The organism is Enterocloster clostridioformis (assembly GCF_020297485.1).
Taxonomy (GTDB): domain Bacteria; phylum Bacillota; class Clostridia; order Lachnospirales; family Lachnospiraceae; genus Enterocloster; species Enterocloster clostridioformis.
In genome coordinates this window covers 3007324-3025343 of record NZ_JAIWZC010000001.1, presented here as the reverse complement: position 1 = coordinate 3025343, position 18020 = coordinate 3007324, and the positions used below count along the sequence as shown (strand labels likewise).

Below are 18020 nucleotides of genomic sequence, written 5' to 3'. Positions count from 1 at the left end.
AAATCTCCAAATTTGTCATATTTTTGCTGTTAAGAGAAAGTATATTTAGTATAACATTAAATATTAAAGGCTGCAACCTTACATGTTATGACGAAGTTGCAGATTCGGGTACAAAATGGTATACTGATAAAACATTATAGTTTAAGAAAGGATAACAGACGGATGAATGAAAAAAACGGTTTAATCGTATCGTGGAAACGATCCAATGAAATTATAGCGAGCATTTATATAGTCGCAATACTGGCAATTTTTCCTTTGGTTTTTCATGATTATTATTATGATATATTAAGCGTGAAATACATGTTTTATTATGGTTCAGTGATTGCATTAGTGGTGCTCATCTTAATAACAGCGCTTATATATATGCATGTTGATGCCAGAGATTACCAGTGGGAGAACACTCGGTATGTAATTAAGCAGTTCAGAAAGAAGGCTTTGAATATAGCAGATTGGGCAATGATTATATTCATGGTTGCAGTCACAATATCAACTTTTCAATCCGATTATTTTTATGAATCTTTTTGGGGAAATGAAGGTAGATATACAGGAATGTTTTTAATTCTTTTATATTTTGTGAGCTTTTTTATCATTACCAGATGCTTAAAGTTTAAAAGATGGTATTTGGATATATTTTTGGCTGCAGGAATGATAGCATGTATTATTGGAATATTTCAGTTTTTTAAAATGGACCCGATTGGATTTAAGGTGGGACTTTCATGGGATGATTACAGGATTTTTGCTTCTACGATTGGAAATATTAATACCTACACATCATATATAGCACTTATTTCTGGTATGAGTGTGGTCCTTTTTGTTAATGAAAATACCTTTTATCGAAAAGTATGGTATACTTTTTGCGTTGTTATATCATTGTTTGCATTAATTACAGGAATCAGCGATAATGCGTATCTGGCATTGATTGCTTTATTCGGACTGTTGCCCTTATACCTATTCAATGGTATAGGTGGTATTAAAAAGTATTTACTTCTTCTAGCGCTTTTATTTTCTGAATTTCAGCTAATTGATGTCATTATTAGCAGCGTACCAGAGCATGTTTTGGAAATTAATGGTTTGTTTAATATAGTTGTAGGTTATGATAAGTTTCAATATGTAGTAGCAGGACTATGGGCAGCAACAGCGTTGATTCATATATTAGAAACCAAGTTATTTAAAGAAAGTTGCGTACAGAAAAAAAGTAATTTAGGAAGATGGATTTGGCTGATTCTTATAATAGTAGGAATATTCTGTGTGGGCTATATATTGTATGATGCAAACATTAAAGGAAATGGTGACCAATATGGTTCTTTAAAAACTTATCTTGTTATTAATGATGATTGGGGTACCCGACGAGGATATATTTGGAGAATTGGAATAGAGAGTTACCGTAAGTTTCCATTGATTCATAAGATTTTTGGCTATGGTCCAGATACATTTGGAATTATTACTGTAAATAATTATTATGAGGAGATGGCCAGCAGATTTTTTGAAAAGTTTGATAGCGCTCACAATGAGTATTTACAATACTTTATAACAATAGGTTTTGTGGGTTTAATTGCATATCTATCCCTGCTATTTACTTCAATAATGGAAATGTTTAATGCATCTTCAAAGAATTCATTTCTTATACCTATTTCATTTTCGATTATATGCTATGCTGCACAGGCAGTTGTTAATATAAGCGTTCCGATTGTTGCTCCAATTATGTTTACACTGCTGATGATTGGAGTGGCCGCTGCGCGGGAAACGGTAGATATGAGAGATAAGATATAATATTTTATTTTCCAAGCCTAAGGTAAAAACCACCGCCTTTAGGCGGTAGAGCTTCAGCGGCATTTCCTTTTCCAGGAGGCAGTGATATAATTGGCGTATCGGGAGGTACGTAGAAATGGCAAATTACAGAAATGGGAGTCATACGGTATATGATATAAAGTACCATTTTGTGTGGATAACGAAATATAGATATGAAGAATTAAAAGGAGATGTAGCCTTTAGGCTACGAGATTTGCTGAGACAAGGCTGTGACAGTCAGGGAATAAAAATATTACAAGGAAGTATACAGCCGGATCATGTACATATGCTATTGTCATGTCCAGCGAACTTGGCCCCCAGTGAGATTATGCAGAACCTGAAAGGAAAATCGTCAAAGCTGCTGCAGGAAGAATTCCCGAAGTTGAAAAAGAAATATTGGTGACAGCATATATGGGGAAGAGGATATTTTTGCGGAACGGTAGGGGAAGTAGATCAAAAAATGATAGAAGAATATATAGAGAAGCAGGGAAAAGAAGAAGGCTACGATAATTTTTCGATAGGAGAAGAATGACTACTTCAGTAGGGCTTTAGTAGACTACAGTCTAAGAAGAAAGGGCTTCAGCCCTGCTGTGAGTTCAGTCGCAAAAGCAGGGGCTTTAGCCCCCACTGCGACTTTCAGTCGCTTAACGGCGGCCTTTAGGCCGCATCAACCTACCGGCTTTAGCCGGTGGTAGTTGAGTCCATGGGTAAAAAAGAAAGCAGAAGATATATAATTCTAATTTGTGACGCAGGAAGGATAGTCTAATGAAAACAGAGACAATTTTGGATGAATACCGTCGCGGGATAGACTTTGCAGTGGAAGATGCTGATATTACAGAAGAACTAAACTGCATTGCCGACGACTGGGAAAAGATTGAAGATGCATTTTATCGCAGTCTGGAGTTTGGGACTGGTGGTCTAAGGGGGGTAATTGGAGCGGGAACCAACCGAATGAATATATATACAGTGGCAAAAGCATCTCAGGGATTGGCCAACTATATGAAAAAGCAAGGGGGTGTCACCGGAATTGCGATTAGTTATGATTCCCGAATTAAGTCGGAGTTGTTTGCAAGGATTGCTTCTGAGGTATTTGCAGGGAATGGCATTCAAGTATATTTGTTCGATGAGTTGAGGCCAACTCCTTGTTTATCATTTGCAGTGAGACAGTTAAAATGTTCGGCTGGTATTATGATAACAGCATCTCATAACCCGGCAAAGTATAATGGATATAAAGTATATGGAGCTGATGGATGTCAGATTACTACAAAGGTTGCAAGTGAAATTTTAGTTGAAGTCGAAAATGTTGATTTGTTTGAGGGGATATGTAGGTCTGGCTTTGATGAGGCGGTAGCGGCAGGGTATATTAGCTTTATTGTTCCGGAAATTATAGATGCATTTATTGATGCGGTAAAGGCTCAAAGTGTACTGGGACCAAATGATTTGATAGACAAGGAGGTGTCTATTGTCTATACTCCATTAAATGGTACAGGGCTTAAGCCAGTTCTTCGGACGTTGCAGGAAAGCGGTTTTACTAATATTACGGTGGTGAAAGAGCAGGAACAGCCGAATGGGAATTTCCCTACTTGTCCATATCCAAATCCAGAGATACACGAGGCTATGGCACTGGGAATTGAGTATGCAAGTAGATATGATGCAGACCTTCTGCTTGCAACAGATCCGGATTGTGACCGCGTAGGTATTGCTGTTAAAGACGAAAATGGGGAGTATGTGCTGCTGAGTGGAAATGAGACAGGAATGTTGTTGTTTGATTATATTTGCAGTAGAAGAATTGCCAATGGGATGATGCCGAAGAATCCGCTTCTGGTAAAGACAATAGTAACAACTGATATGGCGGAAAGAATCGCATCACATTATGGTGTAGAAACGAAAAATATGCTGACTGGTTTTAAATTTATCGGCGAGCAAATTGGGGTGTTGGAAGCAAAAGGGCAGTGCGAACGGTTTATCTTTGGATTTGAAGAGAGCTATGGATACTTAAGCGGTTCCTATGTGAGGGATAAGGATGCAGTAAACGGGGCATTTTTAATATGTGAAATGTTTTCTTATTATAAAACGAAAGGTATTGGGTTGTGGGAAAAATTGCAGGAATTATATATGACATATGGATACTGTCTAAATACGCAGCACTCTTATGCCTTTGAAGGCGTCGTTGGTTTTCAAAAGATGAAGGAAATTATGGCGTTACTACGGGAAGGCGTGGATGACATTGGTGGAAGGAGGGTCTTAGAAATTTTGGACTACTCAAAGGGTGTAGATGGATTGCCAAAGTCAGATGTATTAAAGTTTCTATTAGAAAAGTATTGCTCGGTTATAGTACGTCCATCAGGAACGGAGCCTAAAATGAAAGTGTACATGTCGGTATGCGCAGATGATATAAATGAAGCTTCGAGGATAGAAGGTGAAATGCAGGAGAGTATAGAGAAGTTTTTCAGTGATTAAAATGCTGTTTGTCGAACGACTAGTACAGCATTGCCAAAATAATAATGAATAGACGCTGCTTTTTTATTGTAGTCGGTGCATAATAATTCTATCACTAAAGAATGGATGTGTTAATATGCGAAGGAAAACAATTGATACTATCCCGGTTTTATCTGATGCCATGAAAAACATATTATCTGCTTTTTCAAAAAGCCGCTCCCTTCCGTCAGGACTGGTCAAAAGAGCCAGCATTGTCCTGCCTGCGTCACAGGGGGAACTCAACCAGAATATTGCGCCACAGGCCGGGCTTCATTATAATAATGCTGCCGCCTGGCGCAGTCGGTTCCTCGCGGCGCTCCCAGCCTTGCGGAGGATTGAAATGGACGCCCCGGAAAAGCTTGAAGATGAGATACGGGCAGTCCTGTCCGATAAAAAACGCCCCGGTGCCCCGTCTGTTTTTACGCCGGACCAGATCATGCGGATCATCGACCTTGCCTGCAGCAACCCAAATGATTTTGGGTACGAAGTAAGCCAGTGGAGCCTCCCGCTGTTAGTGGCAGAAATTAAAAAGCAGGGGATCGCTGAACAGATTTCTGAGAAATCTGTCAGCCGTTTTTTAAAAATGAGGTAGATTTACATCCCCGCAGAATCCGTTACTGGCTTCATTCTTCGGAAAAGACGGAAGCCCCGGAATCTTTTGCGCGGAAAGTAAACGAAATCTGCGGCCTGTACCAGAGTGCCCAGGAACAAAGCCGGGAAGGTGCACACATTGTTTCCACTGATGAAATGACCGGGGTACAGGCGCTGGAACATAAATATCCTGACAAGCTCCCATTACCCGGCCAGTGCGCCAAAATGGAGTTTGAGTATATCCGCCATGGCACGACCAGCCTCATCGGGTTCTTTGATGTTGCAACGGGCCGTATGGAAATGCCGTATTTAAACTCCACACGCACAGAAGAGGATTTTGTGGAAGCCGTGAAAGCATTGGCAGGGACAGACCCGCAAGCCCCATGGACATTTATATGCGATGGCCTAAACACCCATAAGTCGGAAGCCCTTGTCCGCTATGTGGCAGAAGCCTGTGCCCCTGGCGTGGAACTGGGCAAAAAAGGGAAAACAGGGATCCTTAAAAGTATGGAAAGCCGAGCGGATTTCCTGCATGACCCTTCCCACCGGATCCGCTTTGTCTATACTCCGATACACAGTTCCTGGATGAACCAGATTGAGATATGGTTTGGCATCATTAACCGGAAGCTGCTGAAGCGGAAAAGCTGCCTATCAATAGAAGAACTGGAAGCAAGCATCCTGCGCTTTGTTGAACAATACAATCTTACAGCACACCCATTTAAGTGGACATATGCCGGGATACCATTAGTAATTTAATCACTGATATTTAAGCAATACTGTACTAGTATAACTCGATTTAAATAAGCTTACAATTTAAGCATTGGTAGTAATCTGATTTCTTGGCTTACGTGTCCGTGCTTTGGGCGCACGTTTCCCTTGGTTTTCAGGACTTGCTGCTTTCGCATTTACAACTTCATAGACGATTGTGCCCACATCCTCTTCCGAAAGATCAATCGTGTCCAAGCGGTATTTCCATTTGTAGGGGACGGGAACCTCATTGATTTCTTCAAAGTATTTCAAAATCCGTTCCTTTAGTTCCTCTTTCGAGCCTACACGAATCCCGGACAACATCTGGCGGGTCATTTTGCTGAAAAAGCCTTCCACCATATTCAGCCAGGAGCCATGTGTGGGTGTGAACACAAATTCAAACCTTCCAGGAACTGTATTCAGATATTCCTGTGTCTCCCTGGATGTATGGGCGGAGTGGTTATCCAGTATAAGCCGTATTTTGTCCCCTTTTGGGTATTTCTCATCCAATATTTTAAGGAATGTTACAAAATCGCTGCTTTTATGAGTATTGCTTACCAGTGGGATAGCTTCCCCGGTCAGCAGGTCAATCGCTGCCAATAGGGAGAGCGTCCCCAGACGTTTATACTCATAATCACGCTGTACGGTGGACATTTTTTCCGTACTGGCAGCCGGGGGCCTGTCCCCGGTTGTGGTGGCAATCGCTTGGATCCCGGGCTTTTCATCATAGGATAATGTATGTACCGGCTCTTCATCACCGGCAAACGGAATCAAACTTCCATTTTCATCAAAGCGGAGTTCAACCTGTTTGTAAATGACCAGCACATCATGCATCTTCTTTTCAAAGTCAGGATCCCGTTTTTCACAATAATAGGTGACCTTATGGGGATTAAGCATTGCTTTCCTAAGTATCTTCCGGATAGAAAACTCAGATGCTGTCGCCATACGGGGATATCCTTCCTGTTCAGCAACGGAATTGATGTAGCGGGTAAGGCTCAATGGATACCATAACTCTGCCGGGAGGCCGAATGCGGAAGGCTTTTGGCAGGCAATATTGATTACCCATGCCTTTGCATCATCGGTAATTTCAATCCTGCGGCCACGGCCTTTACTGTCTTCCATGGCAGCTTTTACGCCTGATTCCATATATTTTTTCAGGCAGAGCTTTACCGTCGGTCTCGAAATATCGAGTTTGCCAGCAATGGCTTCATCTGCCATGCCATCTGATTTTAATAAGAGGATTTTGGCTCTCCTGTGGACTCTGGCTTCAACAGTCCCCTTCTGTAGAATGGACTTTAAATATGACTTATCATCATTGGAAAGAAAAATAGGCGTAGCACTCTTTGGCATCATTTTACCTCCTGAAATGGTCTATAAGTATTATACCATTTCAGGATAATAATGTAAACTTATTAAAATAGAGTCATACTAGTATAACTCGATTTTAATAAGTTTACATTATTATCCTGAAAACCAAGGGAAACGTGCGCCCAAAGCACGGACACGTAAGCCAAGAAATCAGATTACTACCAATGCTTAAATTGTAAGCTTATTTAAATCGAGTTATACTAGTTATAGAGAGTTTTAAGTTTTGTGTAAACAAGGAGAACTGATCGTAAGATATGTCATTAGTTACTGAAGGGCAAAGTCATTTTTCGCCAGAACTGCAGCAGGTGTGTTTGCTGCAAATAAAATCATAGTTCACATATATCCGGAATTAATGCCGACTCCCTCGCTGTCATTTGCAATACGGCAGCTGCACTGTAATGGCGGCATTGTTATTACGGCAAGCCATAATCCTTCAGAATATAATGGCTATAAGGTGTATGGAAAAGACGGATGCCAGATAACCACTGGGACTGCAAAGGAAATTCAGAAGGAAATAAGCCGGGTTGACATGTTTGCAGATGTGGCTCGGATGTCATTTGAGAAGGCTCAGGCAGAAGGCTTGGTTGTCTATATTGGCAAAGAAACAGTAGATGCATTTATTCAGGCTGTTTCAGAACAGGCATTATGCGAAGCGGGAATGAAAAAGGATATATCTATTGTTTATACTCCGTTGAATGGAGCTGGAGGGTATTGTGTTAAGAGAGTGTTGAAGGAAAATGGTTTTCAAAATGTTTATGCCGTAAAGGAACAAGAAATGCCGGATGGATGTTTTCCAATTTGTCCCTATCCGAATCCTGAAATTGAGCAGGCGATGGAATTGGGAATTCGCGATGCAAAGCGTTTGAACTGTGATTTGCTGCTGGCAACCGACCCGGATTGTGACCGGGTCGGTGTGGGGGTAAAGTCTGGATGTAAATATTTGCTGTTAAGCGCCAATGAAATCGGTATGCTGCTGCTTGAGTATATTTGCAAACAAAGGAATGCCGGCGGCAGTATGCCCTGCCGGCCTCTTATGATGAAGACCATAGTTACCATCGATATGGCTGAGCGGATTGCATCTGATTATGGGGTAGATACAGTGAATGTGCTGACTGGCTTTAAATATATGTAAGTAGGTAATAATCAGTATCTGCAAATTTCCATCCACATTTGATAAGATAAGTTCAAATGATGGAGGTGATACCAATAAATACGAATGACAATGTAACCTCAAAGGCTGACCTTTGGGCAGACCGGTTCCATGCTTTTCAGGAAAGCGGTTTATCCCGCAAAGAATGGTGTCAGCAGAATGGAATCCCACAGTCTACACTGGATTACTGGATCCGAAAGCTCCAGTCAGAAGCAGCTGAGACAGAAAGTGCTTCTGATCCGGTGTTTGCAAAGCTCCCTTCGGAACATGAACTCCATTTCAGTACAGCAGGTACAGGAAAACCTCCTGTGATGCTCTGTCTCCCGGAAAATATTCGGATTGAAGCTGCTGCGGACTGTCCAGCCAGACTGTTGACTGCCCTGCTTCAGGCCTTAAAGAACTATGCTTGATTTTTACGGAAGTACTACAGTCTATCTGGCATGTGGCTGCACGGACCTCCGGAAGAGCTGCACTGGTTTAGCGGCCATCATCAAACTGAAATTCCATCTCGATCCGTACTCCCGCTGTATGTTCGCGTTCTGCAATCGCAGGCGCACATTGCTCAAGATCCTTCAGTGGGACGGGTCAGGGTTTTGGATCCTGATGAAACGGCTGGACCGCGATTCCTTCCATTGGCCTGACACACCGGATGAACTGCAGAAGGTTACGCTGAAAGAACTCCTTTGGCCGTGCGATGGTTTATCCCTGAACCCCAGCGGCGCATTTGAAGAACGTCACCCGAAGATCGTCATATGAGCCCGGATCCTGTCAATTCGCAAAAAGCCGAAAATTACTTTGTTTTGGGCGGATTTTCCTCCGTCCCGGAATGCGGTTTCCTACAGGAACGGAATGCTTTTTCTGGTATACTTTCTGGCAGAGCTTTCAGAAAGTTGAGGCTGAGTTATGGATCCGCTTTTTACAGAGGAACAACTGAACAAGATGAGCAGGGAGGATATCATCTCCCTGATGAAAACCATGCGGGAGCATTATCAGAAACAGGAAACAAAGATCCAGATCCTCGAAGAAAAAACAAAGGAACTGGAATTCCTGAACGCGATGCTTTCTGACCGTCTGACTCTTGCGCAGCGGAAACAGTTTGGCCCATCCAGTGAAAAATATGCGGATGGCTATACGCAGCTGAACCTTTTTAACGAGGCAGAGCAGGAAGCAGAGCCTGATGCGCCGGAGCCGGAAATGGAGGAGATCCATCCGTCTTCCTATAAAAGAAAGAAACGTTCCGGCAAAAAGGAGGAAGATCTTTCCGCCTTTGAGACAACGGAAGTAATTGAGTATAAGCTGACCGGCGCGGACCGAAACTGTCCGGACTGCAATACCAAATATAAAGTCGTGACAAAAGAGACGGTGAAGCGCCTGAAGTTTGTGCCTGCACGGTTTGAAGTGGCGGAGGAGGTCACCTATGTTTACAGCTGCCCGAAATGCGGGGCGATGAAACGTCCGGAAAAGGCGCCTTCCCTTCTCAAAGGCAGTGTGGCAACACCATCCCTGGCGGCAGGCATCATGAACGCAAAGTATGTGGGCGGCATGCCCCTTGCGCGTCAGGAACGGGAATTCGCCCGTTACGACCTGAACCTTTCCACAAAAACCATGGCGAATTGGATCATCCAGTGTGCGGACCGGTATCTGCAGCCGCTTTATGAACTGATGAAGGAAGAATTCCTCCGGAGCCGGTACGCTCATGGGGATGAAACCCGTGTACAGGTAATCGATGAGCCGGAACAGAAAGGTTCCACCCAGAACTGGATGTGGGTCTATCTCACTGATGAATACAGCGGCGCACCCCGGATGGTCCTCTTCCAATACGAAAGAACCCGGGCGGGATATCATCCGGTGGAATTCCTTGGGGATCAGTACCAGGGATATTTCACCTGCGATGGATACCAGGCATACCACAGCCTTCCGGAAAGGATCACCGTGACAGGATGCATGGCCCATGCGAGGCGCAGATTTGATGAATCCCTGACCGTTTTGAAAAAGGACTTTACCAAAGAGCAGCTGAAGGAAACAACCGCATATCAGGCAATGGCACGGATCGGGATGTTCTATAAGATCGAAGAGATGATCCGTGACAAGTCACCGGAAGAAAGGTATGAAGAGCGTCAAAAGCAGGCAAAGCCGCTTTTAGAGGCTTTTTTCGAGTGGCTTCATACCCTGGAGGATGCTGTGGACAGATCTTCTAAGATCGGAGAGGCGGTCCTGTATACGCTGAACCAGGAAACCTATCTGAAAAGGTATCTGGAAGATGGCCATCTGAGTATTGACAATCTAGCTGCAGAGCGGGCACTGAAAAATTTTGCCATAGGGAGACGCAGCTGGCTGTTTGCCAAAAGCATCCGCGGGGCACAGGCCAGTGCGACTGTGTACAGCATCACAGAAACTGCGCTTCTGAATGGACTGAAGCCATACAACTATCTCACATATGTGATGGAAAAGATGAAAGAACTCGGTGCGTTTCCGGCAAAGGAAGAAATGCTGGAGCTTCTCCCATGGTCCTCCAATCTGCCTGATGATTGCCGCAGCAAACTTAAAAAGTAAAAGACAGATCTTCCCCCGGTAAGTGCTGGGGGATTTCTTATTTTGTCAAGATACGGATTATTACTTACTTACATACCTTTGAAGGCATGGAAGGAATTAAAAAAATGGATGGAATCATGAGTGGATTCAGAACCGCGGCTCCAAGTCAAATTGGAGGACTGAAAGTGATATCCATCAGTGATTATAAAGAGTCCCTGATTAAATATAGGGATGGAAGGGAGAATCAAATTGAGCTCCCTAAATCTAACGTGATGAAGTTTATGTTAGAAGGAAATGCATCCATGGTGGTCAGACCTTCGGGTACAGAGCCAAAGTTAAAGTTATATTTTTCAATCTGCGCAGATACCGAAGAAGACGCTAAACAATTGGAGATGAAGATAAAAGAGGATATTGAAAAGGTACTCTATTAAAGACTCTTCTGGATTAATTCTGCAGCAGCGCTTTTTCTGCGTATCTATTTTCATCACAAAACGGTTTGATTTCAACGTTTTTCGGAAGCTTATCCATATATTGTGTATTATGTAACTAAGATTTACTTTTTTTATAAGGGATAAGATACGAATAGGGGAGGAGAGTAGATAATGGGAACCATTTTAGACGCACCAGTTCAGATATTGATGGGAACGAATGTAAGGGGGGCATTCACGGCAGAGGATAACCGTGATATTTTGGACAAACTGTTGGGAACAGCTGCACCGAAGACTGGGGCCCGGTTACCAGAGGTAATTGAAAAACGGCGCAGCGATATGGCCAGCCAGGGGATGATTCTTCCACTGGTTGGATATGCAGATGATGAAAGGCTGGCTCCCAATCAGTTTTTGGTTACGGTTGCCCTGCAGACAGTCACCGGGGATATAAGAAAAGATATACTTTTCGATATGGTTGTGGATATGATAAAAGCTGTTCAGATTCAGGATCCGAGTAAGAAGGGTGTACGGGCATTATTGGTTGAGGCTGTTAATAATCTGGTTGAAAAGAACTATCAGGAATCCATGGACTGTTTCAGGAAGGTGTCCTACTGGGGCTCTATCATAGACGGATGCGAAGCAGATTGTGTACGGGCTACCTTGTGTTATGGCGCGGTGAATATGATGAATGGTCAATACCAGAGCATGACGTATGATTCTCAGCTGGCATGCAATATCGTGGATAAACCCACTTTTAGCGATCCCTACTTAAAATATGCTGCTCATAGGCTGATGGGAATCAGCTGGGTCCTTATGGAGCATCCGGAGCATGCAGTGGCATTTTTTGAGCAGGCATATCATGATTTGGAATGGGCAAACGAAGAAACGCTTTTGGTTGAGGTTCTGTTTCACGCTGTGACGGCCATGATGCAGGCACAGCAATATGATAAGTGTCGAAATGTGATTGACAGGATATACTCACTGGTGAAGGACAGTGATACATATGGAAAAGAAGCAATTAACAAATTATACGTGTTCAGGGCATTTGTCAGTGACAGAACCATAGAGCAGCTTAAGTCACAGCTATCTGAGATGGAACTGAAGTATGAAGAGATTTCCCGCAGTTTTCTCTTGGGACTAAAAGATACTGTGTTAAAAGTAGTACGGGTCGTTACGCCGTCTGTTTTAACATTTGGGCTGGGAAGTATACTGGGTAATGTCCGGGATATAAAAATGATATGGCAGAAAAGTGGAGACGGCGGAATGAATTTGGCGGACATGCCTTGATGGGAGGTGGTACATTGAACATTAAAATCATCAGCCAGATAAGTGGCGACAAAGGTGTTAATGTTGCCGGAGACACGGAAGGAGCGACAAGGATGGCAGAGTTGACGGGAAATCGGAACAATGGTAATTTTCGTTCAAAACCGACACAGACGCAGGAATATGAACGTGATGCAAACATATTTATTGTCCATGGACATGATACGTTGGCTCGTATAGAGCTTAAAGATTATCTGCAGAATACATTGGGCTTTCCAGCCCCGGTCATTCTGGCTGAACTCCCGGATTGCGGCAGGACGATTATTGAAAAGTTTGAAGAACAGGCAGACCAGGCTGATATTGTATTCGTATTGTTGACGCCGGATGATTTTAACCATGAGAATCAGGCTCGGGCCAGACAGAATGTAATTTTCGAGCTGGGATATTTTATAGGTAAAATGGGCAGGAAAAGCGGCCGGGTCATATTGCTGAGTAAGGGGAATCTGGATATACCTTCAGATTTAAGCGGCATTCTCAGAATTGATATTGGACAAGGAATACGTACGGCAGGAGAGGATATACGAAAGGCAGTCAAGAAAGCCCTGGAAACAATTTAATACGGCCGCCGAGCGCAGCATTAAATATTTTGCTATAGGAAGACGCAGCTGGCTGTTCTCCAAAGTATTCGTGAGGCAGAGGCCAGTAACAGTTGATTATTCATGCGCGATGAAGTCGCGCTTCCGGAAATCTGGAAATCAGATAACCGGAAGACGGAAATCATCTCTTGCGAGTTTACTCGCGTAGGTTCTTATCTAATCCATACACCTCACGCATTGATCTGTCTTTTTCAGGATCGATGCTGGTGATGTTGATAACATAGCTGTCGTGAGCAATACGGTCTATGATGGCATCGGCAAGAGGGCTTGCATCCCTACCAAGCTGGTCATACCACTCGGAACGCTCATACTGGGAGCAGAAGATGGTGGATGATTTCTTCCGCCTCCTGTGCAGGAGTTCGAAGATATCACGTTGTTCTGCCTCCGTCGGCTTCAGCAGGAGCCACTCATCAAGGATCAATACCAATGGTTGGCATATTTTGCCATTACCTTCTTATAAGTGCGGTCAGTCCGAGCTAGCTCCAAGTCGATGAGCAGATCGGGGAGACGGACGTATCGGGTATTGAAGTACTGCTTACAGGCCTCCATGCCGAACGCACAAGCCATGTAGGTCTTGCCGCAGCCTGTTGCACCGGTGATGAACAGGTTCCGGTGTTCAGTGATATATTCGCAGGTGGCAAGACGGCGTATGAGCTCCTTGTTCAACTTGCGCCCGGATGTGTAACTGATATCCATGATAGCCCGGGACGCCCCGTAAGGCGGCGGTGGGAAACAATGCGTTTATGGTTGTAGAATATTTCAATCGTATGTTCCGTTACCCGTACATCAACCGTTTTTTTGATGTATCCATACGGCACAGAGTATAGCATTTTTTCTATACTTATGTGATAATTGGTAAGTAAGTAATAATCCGTATCTTGACAAAATAAGAAATCCCCCAGCACTTACCGGGGGAAGATCTGTTTTTTACTTTTTAAGTTTGCTACGGCAATCATCAGGCAGATTGGAGGACCATGGGAGAAGCTCCAGCATTTCTTCCTTTGCCGGAAACGCACCGAGTTCTTTCATCTTTTCCATCACATATGTGAGATAGTTGTATGGCTTCAGTCCATTCAGAAGCGCAGTTTCTGTGATGCTGTACACAGTCGCACTGGCCTGTGCCCCGCGGATGCTTTTGGCAAACAGCCAGTTGCGTCTCCCTATGGCAAAATTTTTCAGTGCCCGCTCTGCAGCTAGATTGTCAATACTCAGATGGCCATCTTCCAGATACCTTTTCAGATAGGTTTCCTGGTTCAGCGTATACAGGACCGCCTCTCCGATCTTAGAAGATCTGTCCACAGCATCCTCCAGGGTATGAAGCCACTCGAAAAAAGCCTCTAAAAGCGGCTTTGCCTGCTTTTGACGCTCTTCATACCTTTCTTCCGGTGACTTGTCACGGATCATCTCTTCGATCTTATAGAACATCCCGATCCGTGCCATTGCCTGATATGCGGTTGTTTCCTTCAGCTGCTCTTTGGTAAAGTCCTTTTTCAAAACGGTCAGGGATTCATCAAATCTGCGCCTCGCATGGGCCATGCATCCTGTCACGGTGATCCTTTCCGGAAGGCTGTGGTATGCCTGGTATCCATCGCAGGTGAAATATCCCTGGTACTGATCCCCAAGGAATTCCACCGGATGATATCCCGCCCGGGTTCTTTCGTATTGGAAGAGGACCATCCGGGGTGCGCCGCTGTATTCATCAGTGAGATAGACCCACATCCAGTTCTGGGTGGAACCTTTCTGTTCCGGCTCATCGATTACCTGTACACGGGTTTCATCCCCATGAGCGTACCGGCTCCGGAGGAATTCTTCCTTCATCAGTTCATAAAGCGGCTGCAGATACCGGTCCGCACACTGGATGATCCAATTCGCCATGGTCTTTGTGGAAAGGTTCAGGTCGTAACGGGCGAATTCCCGTTCCTGACGCGCAAGGGGCATGCCGCCCACATACTTTGCGTTCATGATGCCTGCCACCAGGGATGGTGTTGCCACAGTGCCTTTGAGAAGGGAAGGCGCCTTTTCCGGACGTTTCATCGCCCCGCATTTTGGGCAGCTGTAAACATAGGTGACCTCCTCCACCACTTCAAACCGTGCAGGCACAAACTTCAGGCGCTTCACCGTCTCTTTTGTCACGACTTTATATTTGGTATTGCAGTCCGGACAGTTTCGGTCCGCGCCGGTCAGCTTATACTCAATTACTTCCGTTGTCTCAAAGGCGGAAAGATCTTCCTCCTTTTTGCCGGAACGTTTCTTTCTTTTATAGGAAGACGGATGGATCTCCTCCATTTCCGGCTCCGGCGCATCAGGCTCTGCTTCCTGCTCTGCCTCGTTAAAAAGGTTCAGCTGCGTATAGCCATCCGCATATTTTTCGCTGGATGGGCCAAACTGTTTCCGCTGCGCAAGAGTCAGACGGTCAGAAAGCATCGCGTTCAGGAATTCCAGTTCCTTTGTTTTTTCTTCGAGGATCTGGATCTTTGTTTCCTGTTTCTGATAATGCTCCCGCATGGTTTTCATCAGGGAGATGATATCCTCCCTGCTCATCTTGTATTATAGGAAAGTCCTTGCTGAAATAAAGTTATGTAAACTAATGATTCTGCCAAAGGAGGGTATAGAAAACAGACGGTGATTTAGAACAGGTCGATATAGAACCCTTCTTCCCATCCATCATCGTCGAGGTCGTCATCTTCAGTTAAAAAGTAATGCATATCCAATAAATCAGAATCGGTCATATTTCTGACCAGTTTGGGTGTCATTCCTTCTGGAGGATTTTTGATGTATTTTTGTCTGAGTTCATCCACATATCTTTGATTCATTTGCAACTGCCTCCCATCTGTAATAAATGTAGTATGAAGCAGATGGGAGAGAAAGTCAAGCAGAGCGGGACCGGGGATAAAGGCCATGCCTTATCCTTGTCCTTTTGTATAATTCATCCAGAGGAACCCGTTCATGTTTATGGTACAGCTCTAGAAAGACCATTTCATGTCTGCAGTTTGGGCATTGCAGGGGGTCGTACCCCATGGTAAGAAGGAAAAGCTTACGCCAGGTGTTGAAATCGAGGAGAATCCTGTGTTTGGATTTTGGGACTGCTTTATGGAGCTGATTGTCAATCTCCCGGTGTCTGGCATAAAGCCCATAGTACCGGGTCATCTTGAAGTTTTTTTCAGGTATATGCAGAATGAGCAGCTTAATGAAATCAATGGCGGGAAGAGTCTTTTTTACAAAAGAGTTGTCTTCATGCTTATTGTAATGGAAAGTCACCATCTCCCCATCGTAGGAATCAATCCTGGAAAGAGCAATGACAGGGCGGCCAAGATAACGGCTGACATATTTAATAATGGATTTTGGGTCGCAAAGATTGGGCTTGGCATAAACGTAGAATCCATTTCTGTCCCTATGGTAAACGGCGGCTTTCATCTTTTTAAAAGAGGGACCGATGCGTTTTTCCAGTTTATTTAACAAAACAGTCTGAAAGGATTTACGGAGGTAGGAATAATTGAAATATGTGACCTTGCGCCAGACACCATCATCAGAAAACCCGCCTTCGGTAAGGAGACAGTGGATGTGTGGATTCCAACCGAGAGGGCGACCGAAGGTATGAAGGACACAGATAAACCCAGGGACAAAGTTTTTGGATTTGTTCAGGGAGAAAAAATATTCTTTGATGACATCAGAAACAGCCTCGAAAAGGCAGTTAAGCAGAGTGCGGTCTTCGAGGAAAAAGCGGCGGAGGGATTCGTCAATGGTGAAGACGAGATGGCGATGGGTACACTGTATTAATTTAAAAGACATAGCGGTAGACCTGTCATTGGAATACTTAGCGCCGCAGGAGGGGCAAAACTTGGAGTGGCAGCGGAAAGGAACGAACTTGAGGTTACCGCAATGGGGACAGCCATACATGGCGCCACCATAAGAAGGATCCCCGCAGTTAATGACCTTATCAATGTTTTCCATGACGACAGGTCTGGGTTTTATATCGTATTCAATGATTTCGTAATAGTCTCTGAGCATCTTCTGAATCACATTCATGAGATTATTATGGAATAAAATGACGCAAAAAACAAGCCCTAATTCCCCTCATGAATGAGGGGCTAGGGGAGTTGAGGTGCCGAAGGCACTTTCTTGTTCAGTTGTTCCTCTGTAAAAAGCGGATCCATAACACAGCCTCAACTTTCTGAAATCTCTGCCAGAAAGTATACCAGAAAAAGCATTCCGTTCCTATAGGAAACTGCATTCCGGGACGGAGGAAAATCCGCCCAAAACAAAGTGATTTTCGGCTTTTTGCGAATTGACAGGATCCGGGCTCATATGACGATCTTCGGGTGACGTTCTTCAAATGCGCCGCTGGGGTTCAGGGATAAACCATCGCACAGCCAATGGATCTCTTTCAGCGTAACTTTCTGCAGTTCATCCGGTGTGTCAGGCCAATGGAAGGAATCGCGGTCCAGCCGTTTCATCAGGATCCAAAACCCTGACCCGTCCCACTGAAGGATCTTGAGCAATGTGCGCCTGCGATTGCAGAACGCGAACATACAGCGGGAGTACGGATCGAGATGGAATTTCAGTTTGATGATGGCCGCTAAACCAGTGTAGCTCTTCCGGAGGTCCGTGCAGCCACATGCCAGATAGACTGTAGTACTTCCGTAAAAATCAAGCATAGTTCTTTAAGGCCTGAAGCAGGGCAGTCAACAGTCTGGCTGGACAGTCCGCAGCAACTTCAATCCGGATATTTTCCGGGAGACAGAGCATCACAGGAGGTTTTCCTGTACCTGCTGTACTGAAATGGAGTTCATGTTCCGAAGGGAGCTTTGCAAACACCGGATCAGAAGCACTTTCTGTCTCAGCTGCTTCTGACTGGAGCTTTCGGATCCAGTAACCCAGTGTAGACTGTGGGATTCCATTCTGCTGACACCATTCTTTGCGGGATAAACCGCTTTCCTGAAAAGCATGGAACCGGTCTGCCCAAAGGTCAGCCTTTGAGGTTACATTGTCATTCGTATTTATTGGTATCACCTCCATCAT

The 18020-nt window shown here is 44.4% G+C and carries 16 protein-coding genes and 4 pseudogenes; 12 read left to right on the top strand and 8 right to left on the bottom strand.

Features of this window, described 5'->3' with window-relative positions:
• Nucleotides 1–162: 162 nt before the first annotated feature.
• The 5 genes and pseudogenes from LA360_RS15365 to LA360_RS15345 all read left to right on the top strand — a co-directional run bounded on the left by LA360_RS15365 (nt 163) and on the right by LA360_RS15345 (nt 5613).
• Nucleotides 163–1770, top strand: coding sequence for an O-antigen ligase family protein (locus LA360_RS15365; RefSeq protein ID WP_112482191.1), 1608 nt, complete (start codon nt 163–165; stop codon nt 1768–1770).
• Nucleotides 1771–1885: 115 nt separating this feature from the next.
• A pseudogene (gene tnpA / locus LA360_RS15360) lies at nt 1886–2320 on the top strand (IS200/IS605 family transposase).
• 233 nt (nt 2321–2553) lie between these two features.
• A complete protein-coding gene (locus LA360_RS15355; protein WP_112482190.1) occupies nt 2554–4248 on the top strand; it encodes a phospho-sugar mutase in 1695 nt (564 codons plus the stop codon).
• A 115-nt stretch (nt 4249–4363) separates the two neighbouring features.
• Nucleotides 4364–4858 carry a helix-turn-helix domain-containing protein gene (locus tag LA360_RS15350; RefSeq protein WP_112482188.1) on the top strand — a complete coding sequence of 165 codons (495 nt, stop codon included), beginning with the start codon at nt 4364–4366 and terminating at the stop codon, nt 4856–4858.
• Nucleotides 4828–5613 carry a transposase gene (locus LA360_RS15345; protein WP_112482186.1) on the top strand — a complete coding sequence of 262 codons (786 nt, stop codon included), beginning with the start codon at nt 4828–4830 and terminating at the stop codon, nt 5611–5613. Before LA360_RS15350 ends, LA360_RS15345 begins: the two co-directional genes overlap by 31 nt.
• A 57-nt stretch (nt 5614–5670) precedes the next feature.
• Here the strand turns inward: LA360_RS15345 and LA360_RS15340 are convergent, their stop codons facing one another.
• Nucleotides 5671–6954: an IS630 family transposase gene (locus tag LA360_RS15340; RefSeq protein ID WP_112481746.1), complete on the bottom strand. Its 1284-nt coding sequence runs from the start codon at nt 6952–6954 to the stop codon at nt 5671–5673.
• Between the two features lie 301 nt (nt 6955–7255).
• Between LA360_RS15340 and LA360_RS15335 the strand changes: the two are divergent.
• The 7 genes and pseudogenes from LA360_RS15335 to LA360_RS15305 form a co-directional block, all read left to right on the top strand.
• Nucleotides 7256–8101 (top strand): annotated as a pseudogene (locus tag LA360_RS15335) (phosphohexomutase domain-containing protein); the annotation flags it as partial.
• 59 nt (nt 8102–8160) lie between these two features.
• The gene (gene tnpA / locus LA360_RS15330) at nt 8161–8532 is read left to right on the top strand and encodes an IS66 family insertion sequence element accessory protein TnpA (protein WP_112482183.1); all 372 of its coding nucleotides are present in this window, start codon (nt 8161–8163) and stop codon (nt 8530–8532) included.
• The gene (gene tnpB, locus LA360_RS15325; protein ID WP_112482182.1) at nt 8525–8878 is read left to right on the top strand and encodes an IS66 family insertion sequence element accessory protein TnpB; all 354 of its coding nucleotides are present in this window, start codon (nt 8525–8527) and stop codon (nt 8876–8878) included. The genes tnpA (LA360_RS15330) and tnpB (LA360_RS15325) overlap by 8 nt, the downstream gene beginning before the upstream one ends.
• Nucleotides 8879–9025: 147 nt before the next feature.
• Nucleotides 9026–10675, top strand: coding sequence for an IS66 family transposase (gene tnpC / locus LA360_RS15320; protein WP_112482180.1), 1650 nt, complete (start codon nt 9026–9028; stop codon nt 10673–10675).
• An 86-nt stretch (nt 10676–10761) separates the two neighbouring features.
• The gene (locus tag LA360_RS15315) at nt 10762–11085 is read left to right on the top strand and encodes a hypothetical protein (RefSeq protein ID WP_225537552.1); all 324 of its coding nucleotides are present in this window, start codon (nt 10762–10764) and stop codon (nt 11083–11085) included.
• Between the two features lie 171 nt (nt 11086–11256).
• Nucleotides 11257–12369, top strand: coding sequence for a hypothetical protein (locus LA360_RS15310; RefSeq protein ID WP_022202623.1), 1113 nt, complete (start codon nt 11257–11259; stop codon nt 12367–12369).
• 14 nt (nt 12370–12383) lie between these two features.
• Nucleotides 12384–12962: a nucleotide-binding protein gene (locus LA360_RS15305; protein WP_225537551.1), complete on the top strand. Its 579-nt coding sequence runs from the start codon at nt 12384–12386 to the stop codon at nt 12960–12962.
• 175 nt (nt 12963–13137) lie between these two features.
• Here the strand turns inward: LA360_RS15305 and LA360_RS15300 are convergent.
• The 7 genes and pseudogenes from LA360_RS15300 to tnpA (LA360_RS15265) all read right to left on the bottom strand — a co-directional run.
• Nucleotides 13138–13700 (bottom strand): annotated as a pseudogene (locus LA360_RS15300) (ATP-binding protein); the annotation flags it as partial.
• A gap of 2 nt (nt 13701–13702) precedes the next feature.
• Nucleotides 13703–13855, bottom strand: a pseudogene (locus LA360_RS31930) (Mu transposase domain-containing protein); the annotation flags it as partial.
• 73 nt (nt 13856–13928) lie between these two features.
• The gene (gene tnpC, locus LA360_RS15295; protein ID WP_112482176.1) at nt 13929–15542 is read right to left on the bottom strand and encodes an IS66 family transposase; all 1614 of its coding nucleotides are present in this window, start codon (nt 15540–15542) and stop codon (nt 13929–13931) included.
• An 86-nt stretch (nt 15543–15628) separates the two neighbouring features.
• Nucleotides 15629–15814 (bottom strand): hypothetical protein, encoded by a 186-nt coding sequence (locus LA360_RS15290; protein ID WP_009295925.1) that lies wholly within the window; start codon nt 15812–15814, stop codon nt 15629–15631.
• A gap of 55 nt (nt 15815–15869) precedes the next feature.
• Complete coding sequence (locus LA360_RS32150; RefSeq protein ID WP_442345930.1) at nt 15870–16973, bottom strand: IS91 family transposase; 1104 nt, start codon at nt 16971–16973, stop codon at nt 15870–15872.
• Nucleotides 16974–17302: 329 nt separating this feature from the next.
• Nucleotides 17303–17656: an IS66 family insertion sequence element accessory protein TnpB gene (gene tnpB / locus LA360_RS15270; protein WP_089776306.1), complete on the bottom strand. Its 354-nt coding sequence runs from the start codon at nt 17654–17656 to the stop codon at nt 17303–17305.
• On the bottom strand, nt 17649–18020 hold the full coding sequence (tnpA, locus tag LA360_RS15265) for an IS66 family insertion sequence element accessory protein TnpA (protein ID WP_057573074.1): 372 nt from the start codon (nt 18018–18020) through the stop codon (nt 17649–17651). Before tnpA (LA360_RS15265) ends, tnpB (LA360_RS15270) begins: the two co-directional genes overlap by 8 nt.

What these genes read in the sequence shown, in the direction of transcription:
- LA360_RS15365 (WP_112482191.1), top strand. Translation starts at nt 163, where the DNA reads ATGAATGAAAAAAACGGTTTAATCGTATCGTGGAAACGATCCAATGAA.
- LA360_RS15355 (WP_112482190.1), top strand. Translation starts at nt 2,554, where the DNA reads ATGAAAACAGAGACAATTTTGGATGAATACCGTCGCGGGATAGACTTT.
- LA360_RS15350 (WP_112482188.1), top strand. Translation starts at nt 4,364, where the DNA reads ATGCGAAGGAAAACAATTGATACTATCCCGGTTTTATCTGATGCCATG.
- LA360_RS15340 (WP_112481746.1), bottom strand. Translation starts at nt 6,954, where the DNA reads ATGCCAAAGAGTGCTACGCCTATTTTTCTTTCCAATGATGATAAGTCA.
- tnpA (WP_112482183.1), top strand. Translation starts at nt 8,161, where the DNA reads ATGATGGAGGTGATACCAATAAATACGAATGACAATGTAACCTCAAAG.
- tnpB (WP_112482182.1), top strand. Translation starts at nt 8,525, where the DNA reads ATGCTTGATTTTTACGGAAGTACTACAGTCTATCTGGCATGTGGCTGC.
- tnpC (WP_112482180.1), top strand. Translation starts at nt 9,026, where the DNA reads ATGGATCCGCTTTTTACAGAGGAACAACTGAACAAGATGAGCAGGGAG.
- LA360_RS15315 (WP_225537552.1), top strand. Translation starts at nt 10,762, where the DNA reads ATGGAAGGAATTAAAAAAATGGATGGAATCATGAGTGGATTCAGAACC.
- LA360_RS15310 (WP_022202623.1), top strand. Translation starts at nt 11,257, where the DNA reads ATGGGAACCATTTTAGACGCACCAGTTCAGATATTGATGGGAACGAAT.
- tnpC (WP_112482176.1), bottom strand. Translation starts at nt 15,542, where the DNA reads ATGAGCAGGGAGGATATCATCTCCCTGATGAAAACCATGCGGGAGCAT.
- LA360_RS15290 (WP_009295925.1), bottom strand. Translation starts at nt 15,814, where the DNA reads ATGAATCAAAGATATGTGGATGAACTCAGACAAAAATACATCAAAAAT.
- tnpB (WP_089776306.1), bottom strand. Translation starts at nt 17,656, where the DNA reads ATGCTTGATTTTTACGGAAGTACTACAGTCTATCTGGCATGTGGCTGC.
- tnpA (WP_057573074.1), bottom strand. Translation starts at nt 18,020, where the DNA reads ATGATGGAGGTGATACCAATAAATACGAATGACAATGTAACCTCAAAG.